This is a genomic window from Citrobacter sp. wls757 (assembly GCF_005280935.1).
GTDB classification, from domain to species: Bacteria; Pseudomonadota; Gammaproteobacteria; order Enterobacterales; family Enterobacteriaceae; genus Citrobacter; species Citrobacter portucalensis.
Genome location: NZ_SZWU01000049.1, coordinates 284,750 through 303,322 on the forward strand (window position 1 = coordinate 284,750; position 18,573 = coordinate 303,322).

Below are 18,573 nucleotides of genomic sequence, written 5' to 3' on the forward strand. Positions count from 1 at the left end.
ACTTCACCACATATCCATACAGACGCTTAATACCGTCTGCATCCGTTTCACTGTAAACTCCTTGCAGCTCCGGCGAGAAGCCTGGCAGCAGGTTTACGCCCTCTTCCAGCGCCAGGAAATATTGCTGTACCGCCCCACCCCATACTTCGCCCGGTACCACGCACAGCACGCCCGGAGGATAAGGCAGCGCACCTTCCGCCGCAATGCGGCCAGCTGCTTCACTAATCCGCACCAGTTCAACATCACCACGGATAAAAGCGCTGTTCGCATCCTGTGGGTTCATCGCCACGGCAGGTAAACTTTCCTGACGGAACATCGCTTTTTGCAGATCTTTCACATCAAAGCTGACGTACAGTGAGTGCATCTCCTGGCACAGTTCACGCAGCGTGTAATCCCGATAGCGTACCGGATACTTGTTGAAGATAGTGGGCAGCACATCTGCCAGCGGCGTATCGTCTTCAATATGCTGCTCAAACTGCGCCAGCATCGCCACCAGTTGCGCCAGTTTCTCTGCGCTTTCTGCCGGGGTCAGCAGGAACAGAATCGAGTTAAGGTCGCATTTCTCCGGTACGATGCCGTTTTCACGCAGGTAATGCGCCAGAATCGTCGCCGGAATACCAAACTCGGTATATTGCCCGGTTTGTGCGTCAATGCCCGGAGTGGTTAACAGCAGTTTGCAAGGATCGACGAAATACTGGTCGCGCGCGTAGCCGGAAAAACCATGCCATTTAGCACCTGGTTCAAAGCTAAAGAAGCGGCGCTCGCTGGCAATCACCTGCGTCGTATAGCTTTCCCACGGTTTGCCATCAACTACCGGGGGAATAAACGGCTGAATCATCTTACAGCGGGTAAGTATCGCTTTACGGGCCTCAATGCCCAGCGTCACACACTCCGCCCATAGCCGACGGCCGCTCTCGCCTTCATGGATTTTGGCGTTAACATCCAGCGCCGCAAACAGCGGGTAAAACGGACTGGTAGAAGCATGCAGCATAAATGCATTATTCAGACGCTTATGCGGGCAGAACCGCGCCTGACCGCGAATATGGTTATCCTTTTTGTGGATCTGCGAAGTTTGCGAGAATCCGGCCTGCTGTTTGTGTACCGACTGGGTGACAAAGATCCCCGGATCGTTAGCATCGAGATCCAACAGCAGCGGTGACCCATCGGCCATCATCGGAATAAATTGCTCGTAACCGACCCATGCAGAGTCAAATAGGATGTAATCACACAGATGACCGATCTTGTCGATCACCTGCCGGGCGTTGTAGATCGTACCGTCATAGGTGCCGAGCTGAATGATCGCCAGACGGAACGGGCGCGGTTGATCGGCCTTTTGCGGCGCAACCTCGCGAAGTTGCTGGCGCAGGTACTCCTCATCAAAGCAGTGCTCGTCAATACCGCCAATAAAGCCAAACGGATTACGCGCCGCTTCCAGATACACCGGCGTCGCACCCGCCTGGATCAGCGCACCGTGGTGGTTCGACTTATGGTTATTACGGTCAAACAGCACCAGATCGCCGCGCGTCAGCAGCGCATTGGTTACTACTTTATTGGCCGCAGAGGTCCCGTTCAGCACAAAGTAGGTTTTATCCGCGTGGAAAACTTTCGCGGCAAATTTCTGCGCATGTTTCGCCGAGCCTTCATGAATCAGCAGATCGCCAAGCTTAACGTCGGCGTTGCACATATCCGCGCGAAACAGATTCTCGCCAAAGAACTCGTAGAAATGGCGCCCCGCGGGATGCTTTTTAAAGAACTCACCGTGTTGATGTCCTGGGCAGGCAAATGTGCTGTTCCCCATCTCGACATACTGAGTCAACGTGTCATAGAACGGCGGCAGCAAATCTTCTTCATACTGACAGGCAGCAGACTCCAGTTCCAGCCAGTCCTGCGCCTGACCGCGAATGACCGCATTCACGCCCGCCGGCAGATCAACATCCGACTCTGCGAACAGAAACACGGGTATATGAAAACCGGTGCGTTTCAGCAAAGCAAGGATCCCGCTGCGGCTATCCGCAACGGTAATGACGACTGCCGCAACGTCAGTAAAATCAGTACTGTCCAGCGACACCACCTGACGATGGCTGGACAGACGAGAAACCAGTTCTCCACTGGCGGCAATTTTCATTGATTTCATAAGCGCAATAACCCGTTTCGGGAAAATCAAAAGTCCCGGACAAAGCCATATTGCTTTGCCCACGAAATGACAGGTCAAACTGGTTACCAGCCCCGACCGCCAGACATCAGTAAAAGCAGATAGCCTCTGATTTTACTGTTATCCTGCAGTGAGCGTGCGCTGCCCTCACCGCATGGTGGGAGCGTAAAGATAAGTCGCAGGAAGGGGCAAACGTCGCGCAAAAAGGCGATGTTGAAGGCGATGTAGGGGGAGTAATATCATCCCAGGCAGCCCCATTCAGACAGGAGAAAATTCGCGCAATCATGGCACCTTTCACTTTCAGGCGCAAGATAAAATCCGGAGCCTGAACCTCACAGATAAACAAGCATTTCGTCTGTCAATCGCGGCATAATAATGCAATCTGAAAACATATTTTACCCAGAGAATTGCCTTTAGCATCAAGACGATAATGGGTATGCAGGAGCAAACGTGGTAATTGGACCCTTTATTAATGCTGGTGCCATTTTATTTGGTGGTGTTCTCGGCGCACTACTCAGCCAGCATTTACCGGAACGCATTCGTGCCTCCATGACCTCCATATTCGGATTGTGCTCTTTGGGAATTGGTATTTTGCTGGTTATCAAATGCGCTAACCTACCGGTGATGGTCCTGGCTACGTTGGTCGGTGCATTAATTGGTGAGTTCTGTTATCTGGAAAAAGGGATCAATACCGCGGTTGCCAAAGCGCAGCAGCTTTTCACCCGGTCGGATGCCAACACCACGCACGAATCCTTCATCCAGAGCTATGTGGCCATCATCGTGCTATTTTGCGCCAGTGGTACCGGGATCTTCGGGGCGATACATGAAGGAATGACCGGCGATCCGAATATTTTAATCGCCAAGTCGTTTCTTGATTTCTTCACGGCCATCATTTTTGCCTGTTCATTAGGTATCGCGGTATCGGCAATTTGTGTACCAATGCTGGCAATCCAGCTAACGCTTGCCACCTGCGCAGCAATGATTTTGCCCCTAACGACGCCAGCCATGATGGCCGATTTCAGCGCCGTAGGTGGGCTACTGTTGTTGGCAACCGGTTTACGTATTTGTGGAATCAAAATGTTTGCGGTTGTGAATATGCTTCCTGCCCTTCTGCTGGCAATGCCGCTTTCCGCCGCGTGGACGGCATTTTTTGCCTGAGAATGCGTGCAATAGCAACAATGTGGTGATAGATTGTGCAGTCTGCGTTGATTTGAAGAAATTTCGTTGACGAAACGAAGCGAATCGGTTTTAATGCGCCTCGTTGCCCGGATAGCTCAGTCGGTAGAGCAGGGGATTGAAAATCCCCGTGTCCTTGGTTCGATTCCGAGTCCGGGCACCACTATTTAGAAAAACCAGTCTTAGGGCTGGTTTTTTGCTTTCTGGGGTTCCGGGGGATTTCTGGTCGTCTCAGCTACTGATGCCACTGCTTTACCTCTTGAACCCCACCTGAGCATCTCCCTTTAGCTACGCCCTACCCTTCCGGTCACTGTGCCAACGTCTGCAGGTATTCACTCTGCCAATAAATACTATTTCCACTAGGTATACCTACTAGTGAATTGATCACAGCGAGGCAGCATCCGGTCTTTGTCCGGTCAGGAGAAGACAAACAGCATCGCTTCTGATGTGTGCAAAACACTACCGCGCCGGTAGGCTTGCTCAACCCCTCACAATCCCGGAATGGATTCCCGGCCTTGTTCACGGTTCTCAATAAAATCTGCTATGAGCACTCCTTCAACCAACGTTCACCAGCCACTGCTAAGCCTCCAGTAAGTGATGTTAGTGACGGTGTAAATAGATCCGTTTTAGTTCCAGGCATTTTTTGAGATCCCGGCAAAAGTGTGCGGATTGCCTGAGAACCGGTCTTATTTCAGGGACATTGGCTCAAAATCTGATTTATTCTACAATGCCCAACTGTTGTTATTTGTTTCTGTATTGTTTGGCGGTTTAGTGGTTTTTTAAATTTTTCCCTTGAGTTTATCGTATACGGCTTTCTCATATGAGTAGATGAAAGCCCAGCTATTTCCTTTGTTATTTTGGTCTCGCTCCTCAATCGAAGTATATGCCGGGTGCCAATAACCAAGGTTGTGAAGTATTTCATGGCCAATTTTCGAAGCCCAGAAGTCTGGATCGTTCCATCCCTCCGTAGGTTCTTTGAGCTTATCAGAGTTCAATCTAATATATAGAAAGCCCTGGGCAGTTGTGTCTCGCCCAAGATTTTTTATCGGATTGTCGAAATAGTTGTAGTAAGATGAACCCCACCAGATCTGAGTTGTGTATTGAGAAATAACAAGGAGTCTTGGATCTCCATTTGAAACATGAAGCGCTCCTCGTAGGTGCTCAGTGAACTGTTTAGTGTCAAGGGGTTGCACGCGCTGTCTCACCATAAATGCATAGTTTTCTGTAAAAATTTGGCGCCCAAGTTCGTCAAGTTTTGGAGCGTTTTTCTCCATTTCATACTTAATGGGCGCAGGAGTAGGCATGTTTGTTGAACGATTGAATGCAATTTCTATAACCTTGGGGTCAAGAGCAACCTCTAGGTAGCGGTCGACTCCCTTCTTGATAGTCTCTTTTGCCTCATCTGAAAACATCGGATCAATCCGGACTGCTAGTGATATTCCAGAAAGTTGATTTCTGGAAATAAACGAGTCAGCGGTAAAGTCTCGTGTGCTAAACATTCTTGCAATCGAACTTGTAGCATCTTGTTCCGCTGCATCTAAGGCTTTTGAGTCAGGAACCTTTTCGGCAAGTGTCGACGCTGTATTAATTTTTTGGCGCAACAGTATGGTGTTTTCTGGAGTTAGCAAATAAGCATATTCGGGAACATCCCAAAGCCATTGCGGTAGCCATACCGGATATCGATCCACCTCCTCATCTGCTTTAGCTGCGAATGACAATCCGAATAGTAGAATAGCGACAATAAAGTAGCAGTATTTTACGTGGCAACGGATGCAAATCGCCTTAATCGAACTGCCGAAGGCATTTCTTAAGTTTTGCAAGACCATGAATCACCTCTTGATTATTTTGGTAAGGCATGGCCCCGAAAGGGGCGAACTGGGGCCGTGTATTCAATGTGGTGAATGACATTACAATACGCAACCCGAATTGGAGTATAGATCGCATTCAATCGAGGGAAGGTGCGAGCAAGTGGGATAATTGCTTCAACATGATGCTCTGACAAAATTTTGACATACCCAAAATCCCAAAATAGGGCCTGTACATAATTGTGTGTAAATGCCTTTTCTCAAAAGTGACCGTCTACGCGGTCACCGAACTAGACAATAAAGCGGCTCATTGCCATACGCCAGTCCCTCAGCGGCATCGTCCATTTTTGCGATGCTACCTGTGTTCTCTGATCTGTATCGTAGGTCAAGTATCCAAAGTGTTGACTAGCAACTCACTGGTAATGCCCGCGGTTGGTAAACGTACCCTACAAAACCGGCATTTTGCTTCAACAAATCCCCCCAAAAAGTCGGGTGCTCTGCATGGCTATCAACGTATTGCATACATGACCCGAAAAACCTGGCTCACTCAGTTATGGTTGGTTTCTGGTAGACTTGAGCAGCTCATGTTTTAATCGACATTGGCCATTTCGAGCCAATATGGAACATTTTGCCCAATGTGATTCAGTAAAAATGTTTTGTCTTTGTCTCTTCTTTTGTCTTTTTTAAAGGGATTGAAAATCCCCGTGTCCTTGGTTCGATTATTCGCCGCCAGCGGCTCACCCCTTCGGGGCCAGCGCGACAAGCGCGCTGTTCAACGCTTACAGCGTTAGTCCGAGTCCAGGCAGCACTCATTTAAAGAACCCGCCCAAAAGGCGGGTTTTTGCTTTTGGCGAATAGTCACTATTCTCTCTTCACCGAACTTTGTTTCAACAACGCATAACGATTAAGAAGCTGATTAATCCGCATATCGAGTTGCTGATACAAAGCGGGTGATACACTTCCCTGCTTTTTTAACTCCTCATCAATTTGACGCAATAACTCTTCTGTCGGCGGCGATTGGTCAAGCTGGCGGCGGATAGTGAAAATGGCTGATTTCAGCTCCGAACCCGTCAGATATTTACCTTTACGTTCATCAAGTGAATTTAGCTGGGCAGTTAACGCCTCCAGCCCCTGCTGGGCATGATGCCAGTTTTGCAGAGCACTTTCCGGCAACGCTTCCGTGTTTAACTGTTTCTGTAATCCGCTGGCGAATACCGTAGTCTGCGATTCTTCCGGCCACAGGGTGACTAACTGCTGTGCTAATGATGCTGCATATTCTCTTGACCACAAAGGTGACAGGCGATGTAAAACGTCCAATTGCCCTTGCGTTGCGGCGATTAATTCCTGTTTCTTCTCCTTCAAATCTGAGGAATGTTTCAATGTGGACAATTGTTCAGGTGTTAGCCCCCGTGGCAATGGCTGAACGAGTTCAAATCTGTCGGCCCACATAGGGCTGATACCAAGAAAAGCGCCTGTACTCACCACTGCCGTAACCATGACACCGATGGTGAATCCCACCCACATTCGCCGGGGTCGATGAACGCTTTGAGTAGCAAACTCCGCTGCGCTTGATTGATCGGGCGACGATGCCTCATTAACCACAAAGACCAACTGTGGCAAAGACGTCTCAGCGTGATTAGTCGTAACTGAAGCCGGTATCATCACAGCGGTGGATCCCGAATCCGCTTCAGACTTCTCCAGGCGTAAAGCTGCGTTATGCATCCAGGTAACGACAGCGTCTAGTTTACTTAACGATTTTAACTCAAGGCGTTGCAGCACCTCACAGACATGTTTCAGACTCTGCTCAACCCGATACACCATCGATAAATCTGCATATGACAACGTTAGCGTGCGTAATTCTTGCTGTAAACGAGCTGACAGCCATGCCAATATTTCAACGCGGGCATGGGTTTGCTGCGGCCATATTACGCTCCAGTGATGCGTCAGTAATGCCTCCAGCAGTTCAGCGCTTTCGGCCAGCCCAGCCAGACCTGCGCTACGAATTCTGGCGACGGTATACCAGGCCAGTGTTTGCAGTTCGACTCCGTTATGACGAAACAGCGCCAGGCTTAACTGTTCCACTTTTTGCCAGTCAACGTCCGGGCGTGCGGGGTGAGTCAGCTTGCTGATTTCATCACGTAACTGACCAAACTCCGTGAAAGCACGCGGATCGCCGCCGGTGCTGATGCGATTCTTTTCCATGTCAGTACACTCCCGTCTCAAGCCACCCCTGCTTCTTAAGATGACGAATAAGAACCCGCCCCTCAGGGGTAAAATCAGTGCCATAGCGCACAATGCCAAGATCATGAAGTTCCGCATCAATGGAATAACGCAAATGCCCTGGCATTTCCTGCTCCTGCATCGTTACCTGAATGTCTTTTAGTCGCGGTTCATACTTCAACAAAACCTGAGAAAGCGTGCTGATAAGCTGATGTGCTGTTCCCGGCATACCCTAGAGGATTTTGGTCATATCCGGCAGACCATAATCGGGTAAATGTTTGAGGCTACCGGCACGAGTATTCAAAATGCGCTGCATATTATCGAGGACGGACAAGATGACCTGCGTATTTTCGCTGACTGCGTGCAAAGGAAAACCACCGGAAAAATTACCCAGCAAGATGTCATAAAGAGAAGGCTGTTTAATCATTACTCATCCTCCGGCATCAGGAGAACCAGAGCCTGAGAATTTAATTCAATCACTCGCGCCTTATCAGGATCGAGATCTTCACGACGTAATACCACACGCCATGAATCTTCAGACTGATCGGGAGAAATAAACATTCCCGCCACGGCAACATATTGCGCTTCGTTTTCGAATGGAATATCGACAGTTACGCTTTCACCAGGTCGTACCCGAACATCTCTCTGAGCCAATAAATCTGCTTTCGCCACCGTACTATCTTGCGCAAATAAGGACTGATAATTAGCCGAGTCAAATGCTTTTCGATCTTTGAGTTGGTAAATACGCACGACCGTCGAAAGCGCTATGCCCTGCGCATTTTTATTTGCAGCTTCTCTGGCGGAAAGATCCAAATGCAGGGTTTTAATTTCCTTATAAAAAATCGACTTCGTTAATGACACGGTACCTTCAGATACTTTTTGTGTCAGACCACACCCAGTAACTAAACTGACCATTCCGGTTATTACGGCAAAATTAATAGCGATAATCGCCAGTCTCATCGGCTTCCCTCCGTTGAACATGTTGAGTAAGGCTCTGCCAAAGCCCAAGCTTAATTGTTATAAATTGATTCTTCGCTTTCTGGTTATCCAGACGCATCACAGCCGTGCGGCCAAGCTGAACTGCGTGCTCGCTTTTATTACTGGTAAGATGAGCATCCGGAAGCACCGATCGAGGAATGCGTAATTGCAGCCTCGCATTCACTCTGGCACCTAAATAAACATGCATCAGCGCGAGAAAATCATGGTAAAGCTGGCCACCCGGTAACCATTCGCGAGCTTCATCGGGAACGTCCGTTGTAAGCGTAATTAGCACCTGACTGTTAATATCTACGGCGCTACGTCCCATCACCGGACGAGAATGGAGGCTAATGGGTTGCCGCACACTCATTTTTAACGCCTTATCCAGCAGGATTAAGCGTTTATCATGAGGGGTCACGGTGGTATTTGTTGTTGGCGATAATAAAGAAACCAGCGCGGATATACCTTCTGCCGTACGCGTTGGCATTCTCATTATTCCCAGCAGCGCCAAAAAGCGCGATATCGGGGTAGCTGTTTGTGTGGCGCACCCCTGAATTCCCAGCCCAGTCAACCCCAGCAAATATTGTGAAGTCTCATCTGTCGCGCCTGAGCGAAAAGTCGCTGGATAGCTGTATTTACGCCAGATTCGATAAAACTGCGTAATTAAGCGATGGTTAAAAATATCCAGAAACTCAGCGGCAACGTCCGCACCTTCCTGACGCTGGGCAATATCATCCTGATAGGTTGTCGGCAGCGGCGATTCCACGCCATACAGCCCCATAAAAGTGACACGAACCGTTGGTGGAAGTGTGGGTTGCTGCGGATCATATTCTGCACTTTTTAGTTCACCCGCCGGGAATCCCATCCCCGGATGAGGGCGAAAACGAATAGTATCGAAACGTGGGCTTTGTTGGCTTCCGGGACAGGGCGCTTGTGGATCCCACTGTTCCAGCAACTGACAGAAACGATAAAAATTAGTACGGGGCAGGTGTTCGCCAAGGCTCGTTAGCAACCGGGTAGTCGCTGATTGTGATTCTCTTTCCATCGCAAGCTTTTCCCTGCCGGCTGTATGATTAAAGTAAGCTGATTAAACAAATGAATATCCGCATACAATGCAAAAAAGCGGTTAAGCATTTCACCACACAGATGAATATCGCCTTTGCCTGTAAATCCGTTGTCATCAAGCGTTACTTCGATGTCCACACCACGGAGTAGAAATCCTTTTTCAAAGCGCTGTATTTCATGTTGTTGAACATCCATGATCGCATCCAGACGACGATAATTAAGTTCATCATCCTGCCAGTTATAGAGAGACAACGTTCCTTTGAGCACTTCAGCGCTGGCCATCATATTCAGAAAGCTGGATCCCAGGTGACTCAACACTCGCCAGTGAAAACGATCCTCAGCGGGAGGGTAAGCAGGTAGCGTCGGTTTAGACAGATTGCGCACGGCAAGCGGTGTCTGGAGGATCTGCTCACAACGATTGAGCAATGTACTTTGCAAAGCTCGCCGCGGTAGCTGACCGTTTGTTCCGGTCACTTTCAAAGACAAGGTTTCATACTCAGCAAGGCGATCCCGCTCCCAGGCACCTCCGCCGAGGATCAGCCATGTATCATACAACCCGGATACGCCGCGTCTGACACGAGTATGGTAATAACGCTCGGGTGCGTTACGGCGCATCATGCCTCCCTTGTGGCGAAAACTGGTGAAAGGGGCATAAACGGCGTTACGCGTTCGCTGTGATCCTGAAACCGCATCGACTGCATAAATTTCCGTGTGGCCATCTTGCAACCTTCGCGGACGCAACAAATATTCGCTTTCCAGACCATTAACTACCAGCGGATCGGCTTCGATAGTGAAAAGATTAATAACCGGAACACAATGAAGACGAATGTTTTCACTCCGCACAGGAAGCTCAGAATCCCACTGTTGAGTCAGTACCGCTTCTATTTCAAAGCAGTCTATACCCTCAGGAAACGATATTTTTTCCAGACCGTTAAGATGGACAAACATAAATTTTTCGCGGAACGTAAAATACTCAAGCAATAATTGCCAGCCGCCAAACGCCGTATCGCCTTTTGGCCACAAACTGTCTTCATCGGCAAATCCACCCGGGGAAAAGAAACCCTCCAGTCGAATACGTTCTACGCTGTTGGGGAGTCTCAAATAAAGAGAAGCCAGACGCTTTGTCAAAGCCAGGTGCAGCGCGTGGGTTACCGGCGCGTCACCGCTGAGGTAAAGGCTGAGACGCGTCAGATCGGTTTGCGACCAGTCCATCTGTGGATTGCACTTTATTTGTAGACGGATGACCGAGCGCCCATCAGGTTCGGCATCAATATTCACCGCCGCGACAGACAGCGGATTGAGCGTGACGGGCTGGGTAGTACGATACTGACATACCGTTTTTTTAGGGCCAACGGGCTGTGACAATACGCCAAACCTCGCGTTAATCCGCTCGCTCATTTTCAGCACATCAATATCAGGTAAAAGCTCGACAATACTTAAGGAGGGAATGGTACGTAAATAATGTGGCCACAGCAGACTCATCAACCCTTCGGTAAATTCAGGGAGATGATCGTCTATTTTGGCGCGCAATCGCCCCATTGAAAATGCAAAACCTTCAAATAACCGTTCCACATAGGGATCGGGAATGCCGGCTTTATCCAGATCCAGCATCGCTGCACGATCCGGATGCGCCTGCGCAAACTCTTTTGCCGCTTCCCTTAAATAACGCATTTCCGCGTCATAATAACGCAGAGTTAAATCTTCCATTTTACAGTTCGCTTATTTTGTTTTAACCGCACAAAACGGCGGCTCTGGCGGGATCAATGGCGACCAAACCGGACAACAGTGAGTCCATCTCTGGTGCCAGACGCGCTTTGTCACTTTCACTGCGGTTGGCTTTTAAACGCAAAAGTTTCAGCCGTCGCGCTTTAACTTCAAACAGCAGCTCAGGCTCCCATTGTTTGAGAGTGAGAGAGTGTGCTGTAGTATTCAATTCCCCAAGCAAATGCAGCGCGAGATCGTTGCGCCCACATTGTTCTGTCAGACGGGCCATCAACAGCTGGCGTAACCAACGCTGTCGACGTGAAACAATACCTGGTCGTGCCTGAACCCAGGCGAGCGCGGCTTCAACGCCTTCGCTATCCGCTAACGTCAAAGCTTCGCTTTCAAGTAGCAGAATATCGTCGTCCGCTCCTGCACTAGCCGCAGCGATTTTTTCCATCTGCCAGTCACTTTCCTGTAGCACGTCACGGGCTATCCACTCACGCGTGACATCATCTGCAAAGGGAGTCCCATCGTTAAACGCCAGCGTTTCCAGCCCCGGCATCCGATGCAGCAGCATTTTCAGATCGCTGATAATAATCCCGGCATTTTTATCCCATGGCGATCCCGCTCTTGTTAATGCCTGATGAAGGTACCACTGCACGTCCAGCCAGAAATGATTCACTGCCTCAACAAATAAGCTGTCCGTTAACTCAATCAGTTCAGTCCAACTTTGCTGCAAATAGAGACGTTTGAGCTGCGCGCGATAATCACTCTTGGGCGGCACCAGGCGCGTACGTCCGGCGCCATCTGGCGGTGGAAGCTGGCTGACCGTATCGAGCCGCACGCTTTTCATCAAATGATGCGCCGCCAGCCAGCCATCCGGCTGATCGCTTAAGTATTTCGCCAACACCCGCGCCTGCTCCAGCAGCTCACGGCCAGAGGCAATACTTTTAAGGACAGGAGTTTCTGCGCTGTGCCTACTGGCTTGGGTACTGATATTTTGCGGCACCAATGCCTGAGCCCCGCCAGATTGGGCCAGACGGTTCTCCAGCGCGCTATAGAGCGCCCCAAGCCCAGGACGAATACTCTCCTCTCGCTGGCTAAACTGCTGCTCCAGCAGCATCAGCGCACCGGCGATCCGTTGCGCGTCAGGTCGTGAAACTTCGGGAAAACGCGCCAGACTATCCAGCATCCGCCCGCCTGCCAGCCATTCAAGAGCAGCTTTATGGCTGTTGGCTCTTAAGGGATGGAGAGAATCGCCATATTGTTGCATCAGGCCAGCCAGCAAAATCAGACCATCCGCCAGGCCGGGCTCACCATCCTGATACAAACGTGCCCATGTGTAGTAAGTGACAACACGGACATCCTTACAGGTGGTGATCAGAAGTTTTTCCGCAAGCTCAATGATGAGATCCGTTTGTGCGCCAGAAAGTTTATTCACCTCCTCTCGCATGCGCTGAAAATCATCGTCATAGCCAGGATCTTCACCACCGGGGTTGGCTGCTGAAATGGGCAATAGCCAGTTTTTCCATAGCGTAGTCTGCGTTTGCGCCTGTTCCATTAGTTGCTGTTGTTCATCTGGCGAAGCCGTGCTGGCAGCCAGTAGACGTTTCAGAGCGCTCATTCTTCTTCCTCTGAGGAAATATTGCCGCTTACAACAAAAATTGCTTCTGGTAGTTCAAAATCGCGGAGTTTGAGTAATACAAGGGGACCTTCACCGGCTTCCGTTCGCAGGGTATAGTTCAGCGGCAATCCATCCTGCGCAGTCCAGCGCAGGTTAAAACCGCTACTCACGCCAGCGTTATCGGTTATCTCCGCTTTCTCAAGCAGTCGGATCCACCCCCAGGTACCGGGGTTATCTGAGTAGATTCGGGTTCCCGTTTTGGTGCTCACCCAGCTTAGGGTTGCCCCTGACGCTTGCGTATCAGCAGGCCAGACAACATTTTTCCACGCTGGCATCTGATTAACGTAGGTGAGTTTCTGTCCATCCAGCACGAGGTCAGTCTGCATCACGTCGCGCGCCGTTCCAGGACGCAATTCAAAACGCATCCCGGCTTCCCCACGAATAAATGCGACATCCGCAATTTGACTGAGCTGATCCATTGCCTCAATGAACGCCGGATTAAACTCCAGCCCCTGAGCATTCACCGTGTCGGCAACCCAGTGACTTCCCTGTTTATGCAACACACCGCTTAAATGACTTTCGAGAAAATGCGGGATTCGCCCGTTATCGCTTCGCAGATATTGCGCCAGCAGCGGCAGAGAAGCCTCACTGCCAACATCGCGAAACGGATAACGTCCGCCGAATGCGCTGTTCCAGTCATTCACAATCAGCGCCTTCCATTGCGCATTCAGGCCCGCCGCGGTTGGTTGCAACACCTGCTGCCATGACTGCTCCAGCGGCTGTACAAACATCGTTTGACCAAATCCACTCCATGCTTGCCCCAGACTGGCAGCCACCAGATTGCCATAGTCACGCGTGGTGGTGAGATCGACGGTTTTACCCTGAAACACCGTTTGCGCCAGCGCCTGACTCATTCCCTGCGGATCGGCAGCGTTAGTAATTTGTTGGAGTTTCAGCCTGACCTGCGTTACCCGGGTCAGGTAGGTTTGCAGACTCAGATGACTGATATCCTGCCCAGCCGATTGTTCATCCATTAATGCCAGGATTGGCAAGAAGGTACTCGCCATAGGGCCTTCTTCCCGCGCATGTTGGTCAATGGTTTGATTTTCTTTGGTGTTAAATAGATCCTTTGCCGACTTCACCAGTGAGTCCGACAGCGCTTCTCCGGTTAACCCTGTGCGTCCCTGAACGGCGAGCGTATTCATTAACGCAACCAGAGGAGACTGACGGATATCTGCAATCAACGTGAGTTGATCGATAGCATCACTTAGCGTCTGGGTGCGCTTCCAGCGAATACTGTTGAGAAAATCCAGCCAGTTGTCGGCAAAATCCGTAAAGTAACGCTCGCTAAGACGCACCTTTAAGGCCTGTGGAGAGAGAGGGTCACTTGCAGAATGCGTATCATCTCCCAGCACCTGATCCATTTCTTCCCGACGGTTGTTTACGATTTTCTCAATGGCGGGCAAAATCTCCTCTTCCCAGGCTTTGCGGGTATACACGCCAGCAACCGAACTGTGGGTATAAAATACGTGCTCTGCCCGGGTATCGCCGGTCATGTCTTCCAAACGAAGATCGGTGTAATGCGGCGTTACCTGTTCAATGATTTTCTGATACAGGGCGGCTTCGCCATTGCGGATCCCCATCTGACGAATTAACAGCGTTCGCACCTGGCTAATAAGATTTTTATCGGCTGCTATCTTCCATTCAGGATGCGCCTGAAGGTTCTCTCCCCAGAATTGCCAGAGCACAGGGCCAACGCCCTGCCATGATGCGCGCGAAATACCCGCTCGCTCCGGCCAGTCTTGCATCAGCGCCTGACTAAAAAATGACGCCTCCATCTGTTCAGGCCGGGAAAGCATCAGATACATTTTCAACTGGTTGTAGGCGATCTTTGCCTGGGCGGCAAACTGCGGGCTGTCTGGAGCCAGTCGGGTTAACGCCGTTAATTCCTGGGTAAGATGTTGGGCGGCTTCATCACGCAGGAGCGGAATAGCGATACGCGTATAACGTGGCCATAGCGCATCCAGCAGAGCATCATTTTGGCTTAAGCCGAAGCGGTAGTACCACGGCGTCCCATTCTGCTGACGCCAGCGAAGCATGCCTGGCGTTTGCTGCAGAGCAGACAGCGCCGTAAGACGCTCGGCGAGCGGTTTATCCGCACCCCCTGCCAGGCTCGCCTGGTCCAGACTTTCGCCAATCAGATTGCGATTCGCCAGGAAAGACACCACCATTCCCGCTCCCCATAGCAGCATCAAACCGGCTGTACCGACTGCCAGCACGCGCATCCCTGAACGGCCTGTACGCTGTGCCTTAAGTTCAGCAGGTAACGCAGGGAGTGAATCAAGCAGCGCACGCCAGCGCTCATCACGCATCCAGGCATGCGCGACGTGCGATGAAGTATTTTCCGCATACTGGCTCAGGATTACCGCCGCCAGCGGCAGAGGCCGATGCGGGCTGAAAAAAGTGGACAACGATTCGCTGATAGCTTCTGCGCCAGGCATCAGCAAATTAGCCATTTTCAGTAAGAAGTTATCACGGATATTGCGCGTAACCTGCTGCGTACCCTGCTCCGCCATCTGCATTGCCAGCGAGGTCAACTGCGAACGACATAAAGCCGTGGTGCATCCTGCAGGGAACAAACATGTCGCAGAGTGCAGGGTTACGTCATCCCGGACGAATTGAGTGCCATGCAGCGACCAAAGGTATAACGGTACTCGCCAGCGGAGCGTGGTAAAAACAGCCTGAAGATGGCGGGCGGCATTATCAATTTGTTCTGCGGTTAAAGAGACAACAGGTGCCGATTGAACCAGTGTATCCTGGTGCTGAAAAGTGGGGGTTACCCATACAATCCCATCCAGCGGACGCCGATGCAGCTTGCGTATCGCATCAAACAACGAGGCATCTGGCGCTTCAGTGAGCGTACCTCCCCAGATTAACACCACGCCATCCCCTTCAACCCAGCGTTGAGAGGTGAGTTTAGGTACTAATTGATCAACCTGGGAGGCATCCCCCATCACCAGCAGGAGACGCGTTTTGGCGCGCCAGCGATAACTGTAATATACCTTGAGTACATCACGAATTTCCCCTATCAGCATATTCCCGGAGGGCGGTTCCTCTATTCGGGATTCCTTGTCTGGAAAAACTCTATCGTTTTCCTCTTTTACCCGAAAAAGGTGCTCCTTGGCATAAATGTTGATAAGTGGATACCAGCGAACAAAAATAATCAAAATTACCGTCAATATACCTAAGATGACTTTTTTCGTAAGTGAATCAGCCCCCAGGAGATCACCATAGCTCCTAATCAGCCATGTCAGCCCCGCTAAAAATGCCACAATTAAAACAAGCAGACTTCCCCTACGCCACAGATGGCTTGTCGTATTCATTATTACTCCAGGGTAAAACGGTGCAGATATATAATTGTTCTTCCTGAACAGAAACGACTAAATATGACTCTAAGTTATGCTTTGACATATCAGCCGCCACGCCAGCGCATAGCCAACCGGAAAATGGACCGGGGATCCCCATAAATCTTTCAAGAATAATTTTGTTTTCAACCTGCCAATGAGCGCCATGATTGTGACCAATTGGATAGAGTTGCACACTCAACAAATCAATTAACTGACCATCAGACACAATGTTTTTTGTATTTATCGCGCTTACCTGAGTAGTAAAAAAAGTGGTTAAATCTTGAGGTAAACACGCTTTATCCAGAGGCATTGGACGTAGAAAATAGCACTTACCGTTGAACCCATAAATACGCGCTACGTCATCGCTGGTTAAAAGAAAGACAGCCATTCCATCAGAATAATTCTGATGCCCGTTAAATTGTAAAACCAGAACAAGATCGCTCCTGACTTCTGCATTTTTCAGGTTCGCTTCCAGTCGATAAAAAGGAAACTCCATTTCCACTCGTACAGAGGAAGGTTGTGGCCTGCTAGGGAAAGTCATCTGCCAGATGCTATGAAAGTTATTTTGCAGTAAATGCCGTTCTTCCGTTGAACCATCGGTGATGAGTGTTACATGCAAAGGAATGGCTATCGGTAATATACTCAGAGATTCAGCAATACTGTTCAGCAAAACAGTCACTGCATTGTCTTGATTTTTGACATTAGGCAAATAGTCAATACGATGAGCTAAACCACATTTATTCTCAATATTTGTGGGATTACCTGCAATAAACGAAACGGTAATTTTCTCTGGTAACAATATGCAGCTATTCATCACGACAATAGAGCGCTGTCCCCAGGACTGCCATTCACGCTGAGAAATCAATATTTCTTTTTGCAAAAATTCATAATATTCAAGCGCCCGCCCATATAAATATGCTCTAACACTAGCAATTATTAACCACAGGAAAACTGGAAAAATTGAAATCAGCCAGATATTGACATCATTAATAAAAAACAGATGCTCTGTTGCATGCAATACAAAAAATAAGACACTTACTATTACTGATAATACACCAGCCAGTATCCATCGCCAGAGAGAAAGAGGTTCAGGAGGTATGGGCGTGATAATTCTATGGCGTTCCCAGCCCATGGTTTCATCCTATTGATGCTTCCGGCGCACTTGAAATAACCTGACATCCACACAAACTGTGGCATCCATCGACAACTATCGGCTTACCATCAGAAAACCATTCTGGCGAACCTTCAATAATAGGATTAACACCATGGAATGGTATCGGGCAACTGACCATATCACCCAGAAGCACCACTGTTTTTCCTTGAACAAGCATGGTGGAAGATGCCGATATTACACTTCCACCATGAGTTGTTTTATCACCAAGCAAAACAAAACCTTTTGACATATTTCACTCCAGTAAAAAAAGAAAACAAATAGACAATTAATAAAAAACATCAAAAAAAGCCAGCCACTTTCTTCTTCAAAGTACAGCCTTCACTTAATAAAGATAAACGAGTTTTTTCCGATGGGTGATTTTAATATACTCATTATAATCTTTATGCGTGACCTTATATTTGCCAATCATAAAGTCACTCAGCCTGACCTTATGCAGGTATTTATCATCCTGGTTCATGCTGAAGGGCAGTTTTTCCCAAATCAGCGGACCGAAGTCCCCCATTAAAAACTCACCGCCCGCGACCGGGACCATATTATCCAGCGAGCGCTTCACCAGCGCCTGCGTGAGCTGCTGGTTTTCCGCACTGGTGCTGTTATCACAACCGGTCAGCGCCAGAATAAATATTCCCGGGGTAAGAAGTTTCAGAATATGCGCCGTCATCCGTTATTCACCACACAGCGAAAGCCAAAATTGGGAGGAAATTGGTCATCTTCTGCTTTATGCCCGTCAAAAAGTGGGGAAGGGAGGTTCGACTTGCGAAACATGGTCAGGGCATACTGATAATCTCCTCCTGAATATCCCCTCATAACCTTCCTGTCGCCGGTCCCCGGTCCCTGCGGGTTATCAACCGGCGAGTGTGCATAGTAGTCCGCCGCATACCAGTCATTAGCCCATTCATCACCGCTTAGTCCCATGTCATACAATCCCAGTGGATTGGGGGGATATTTCCCGACCGGGTAAATCGATATCCCTACACCATTCATTTTTGCTCTTTCATCAAAGGTGGGAACATTGACTCCGCGCTCTATTTTTCCGTTACTGGTGGCATAGGGCAAATACTGTCCCCGGGAGCGGGCCGCGTATTCCCACTGCGCTTCAGTGGGTAAATCCACCCGTTTACCCGACATTTTACCCAGCCACAGGCAGTAGTCTTTGGCCATCTGCCAGGGGACGCTGACGGGAACGTCATCCGCCAGTAACTTCCCATCAAAAATATAAGTAAGCTTTTTGCCTTGGGTGATTTTAATATACTCATTATAATCTTTAT

Annotated in this window: 12 protein-coding genes, 1 tRNA gene and 2 pseudogenes; 2 read left to right on the top strand and 13 right to left on the bottom strand. The window is 49.4% G+C overall.

The genetic code is table 11. The annotated features are described in order from the left end of the window. A partial coding sequence (locus FDW94_RS13680) for an ornithine decarboxylase (protein ID WP_137377742.1) occupies positions 1 to 2,134 on the bottom strand: 2,134 nt, incomplete at its 3' end. Positions 2,135 to 2,602: 468 nt separating this feature from the next. Here FDW94_RS13680 and FDW94_RS13685 point away from each other — a divergent pair. Both FDW94_RS13685 and FDW94_RS13690 read left to right on the top strand, forming a co-directional pair. After that, entirely contained in the window at positions 2,603 to 3,310 is a 708-nt protein-coding gene (locus FDW94_RS13685; protein ID WP_048215570.1) for a DUF554 domain-containing protein, read from the top strand. A gap of 105 nt (positions 3,311 to 3,415) precedes the next feature. Next, positions 3,416 to 3,491, top strand: a tRNA-Phe gene (locus tag FDW94_RS13690). 616 nt (positions 3,492 to 4,107) lie between these two features. Here FDW94_RS13690 and FDW94_RS13695 read toward each other — a convergent pair. The 12 genes and pseudogenes from FDW94_RS13695 to FDW94_RS13755 form a co-directional block, all read right to left on the bottom strand. Beyond that, positions 4,108 to 5,154 carry a hypothetical protein gene (locus FDW94_RS13695; protein WP_137377729.1) on the bottom strand — a complete coding sequence of 349 codons (1,047 nt, stop codon included), beginning with the start codon at positions 5,152 to 5,154 and terminating at the stop codon, positions 4,108 to 4,110. 840 nt (positions 5,155 to 5,994) lie between these two features. Then, on the bottom strand, positions 5,995 to 7,419 hold the full coding sequence (locus FDW94_RS13705; protein ID WP_249358488.1) for a VasL domain-containing protein: 1,425 nt from the start codon (positions 7,417 to 7,419) through the stop codon (positions 5,995 to 5,997). Beyond that, positions 7,337 to 7,780, bottom strand: a pseudogene (gene tssE, locus FDW94_RS13710) (type VI secretion system baseplate subunit TssE). Before tssE ends, FDW94_RS13705 begins: the two are co-directional and overlap by 83 nt. Next, positions 7,780 to 8,313 carry a type VI secretion system lipoprotein TssJ gene (gene tssJ / locus FDW94_RS13715; RefSeq protein ID WP_137377731.1) on the bottom strand — a complete coding sequence of 178 codons (534 nt, stop codon included), beginning with the start codon at positions 8,311 to 8,313 and terminating at the stop codon, positions 7,780 to 7,782. The pseudogene tssE and the gene tssJ overlap by 1 nt, the downstream one beginning before the upstream one ends. Beyond that, the gene (gene tssG, locus FDW94_RS13720) at positions 8,288 to 9,376 is read right to left on the bottom strand and encodes a type VI secretion system baseplate subunit TssG (RefSeq protein WP_137377732.1); all 1,089 of its coding nucleotides are present in this window, start codon (positions 9,374 to 9,376) and stop codon (positions 8,288 to 8,290) included. Before tssG ends, tssJ begins: the two co-directional genes overlap by 26 nt. Continuing rightward, positions 9,337 to 11,103, bottom strand: coding sequence for a type VI secretion system baseplate subunit TssF (tssF, locus tag FDW94_RS13725; protein ID WP_137377733.1), 1,767 nt, complete (start codon positions 11,101 to 11,103; stop codon positions 9,337 to 9,339). Before tssF ends, tssG begins: the two co-directional genes overlap by 40 nt. A 22-nt stretch (positions 11,104 to 11,125) precedes the next feature. Next, positions 11,126 to 12,724 (bottom strand): type VI secretion system protein TssA, encoded by a 1,599-nt coding sequence (gene tssA / locus FDW94_RS13730; RefSeq protein WP_137377734.1) that lies wholly within the window; start codon positions 12,722 to 12,724, stop codon positions 11,126 to 11,128. Next, positions 12,721 to 16,107: an ImcF-related family protein gene (locus tag FDW94_RS13735; protein ID WP_137377735.1), complete on the bottom strand. Its 3,387-nt coding sequence runs from the start codon at positions 16,105 to 16,107 to the stop codon at positions 12,721 to 12,723. Before FDW94_RS13735 ends, tssA begins: the two co-directional genes overlap by 4 nt. Then, on the bottom strand, positions 16,079 to 17,263 hold the full coding sequence (locus FDW94_RS13740) for a hypothetical protein (protein ID WP_137377736.1): 1,185 nt from the start codon (positions 17,261 to 17,263) through the stop codon (positions 16,079 to 16,081). Before FDW94_RS13740 ends, FDW94_RS13735 begins: the two co-directional genes overlap by 29 nt. Before the next feature lie 4 nt (positions 17,264 to 17,267). Continuing rightward, entirely contained in the window at positions 17,268 to 17,534 is a 267-nt protein-coding gene (locus FDW94_RS13745) for a PAAR domain-containing protein (RefSeq protein WP_137377737.1), read from the bottom strand. A 111-nt stretch (positions 17,535 to 17,645) separates the two neighbouring features. Continuing rightward, positions 17,646 to 17,966: pseudogene (locus FDW94_RS13750) on the bottom strand (SUMF1/EgtB/PvdO family nonheme iron enzyme); the annotation flags it as partial. Next, positions 17,963 to 18,573: SUMF1/EgtB/PvdO family nonheme iron enzyme (locus FDW94_RS13755; RefSeq protein WP_137377743.1), on the bottom strand; the 611-nt coding region annotated here is incomplete at its 5' end. The pseudogene FDW94_RS13750 and the gene FDW94_RS13755, both read right to left, overlap by 4 nt.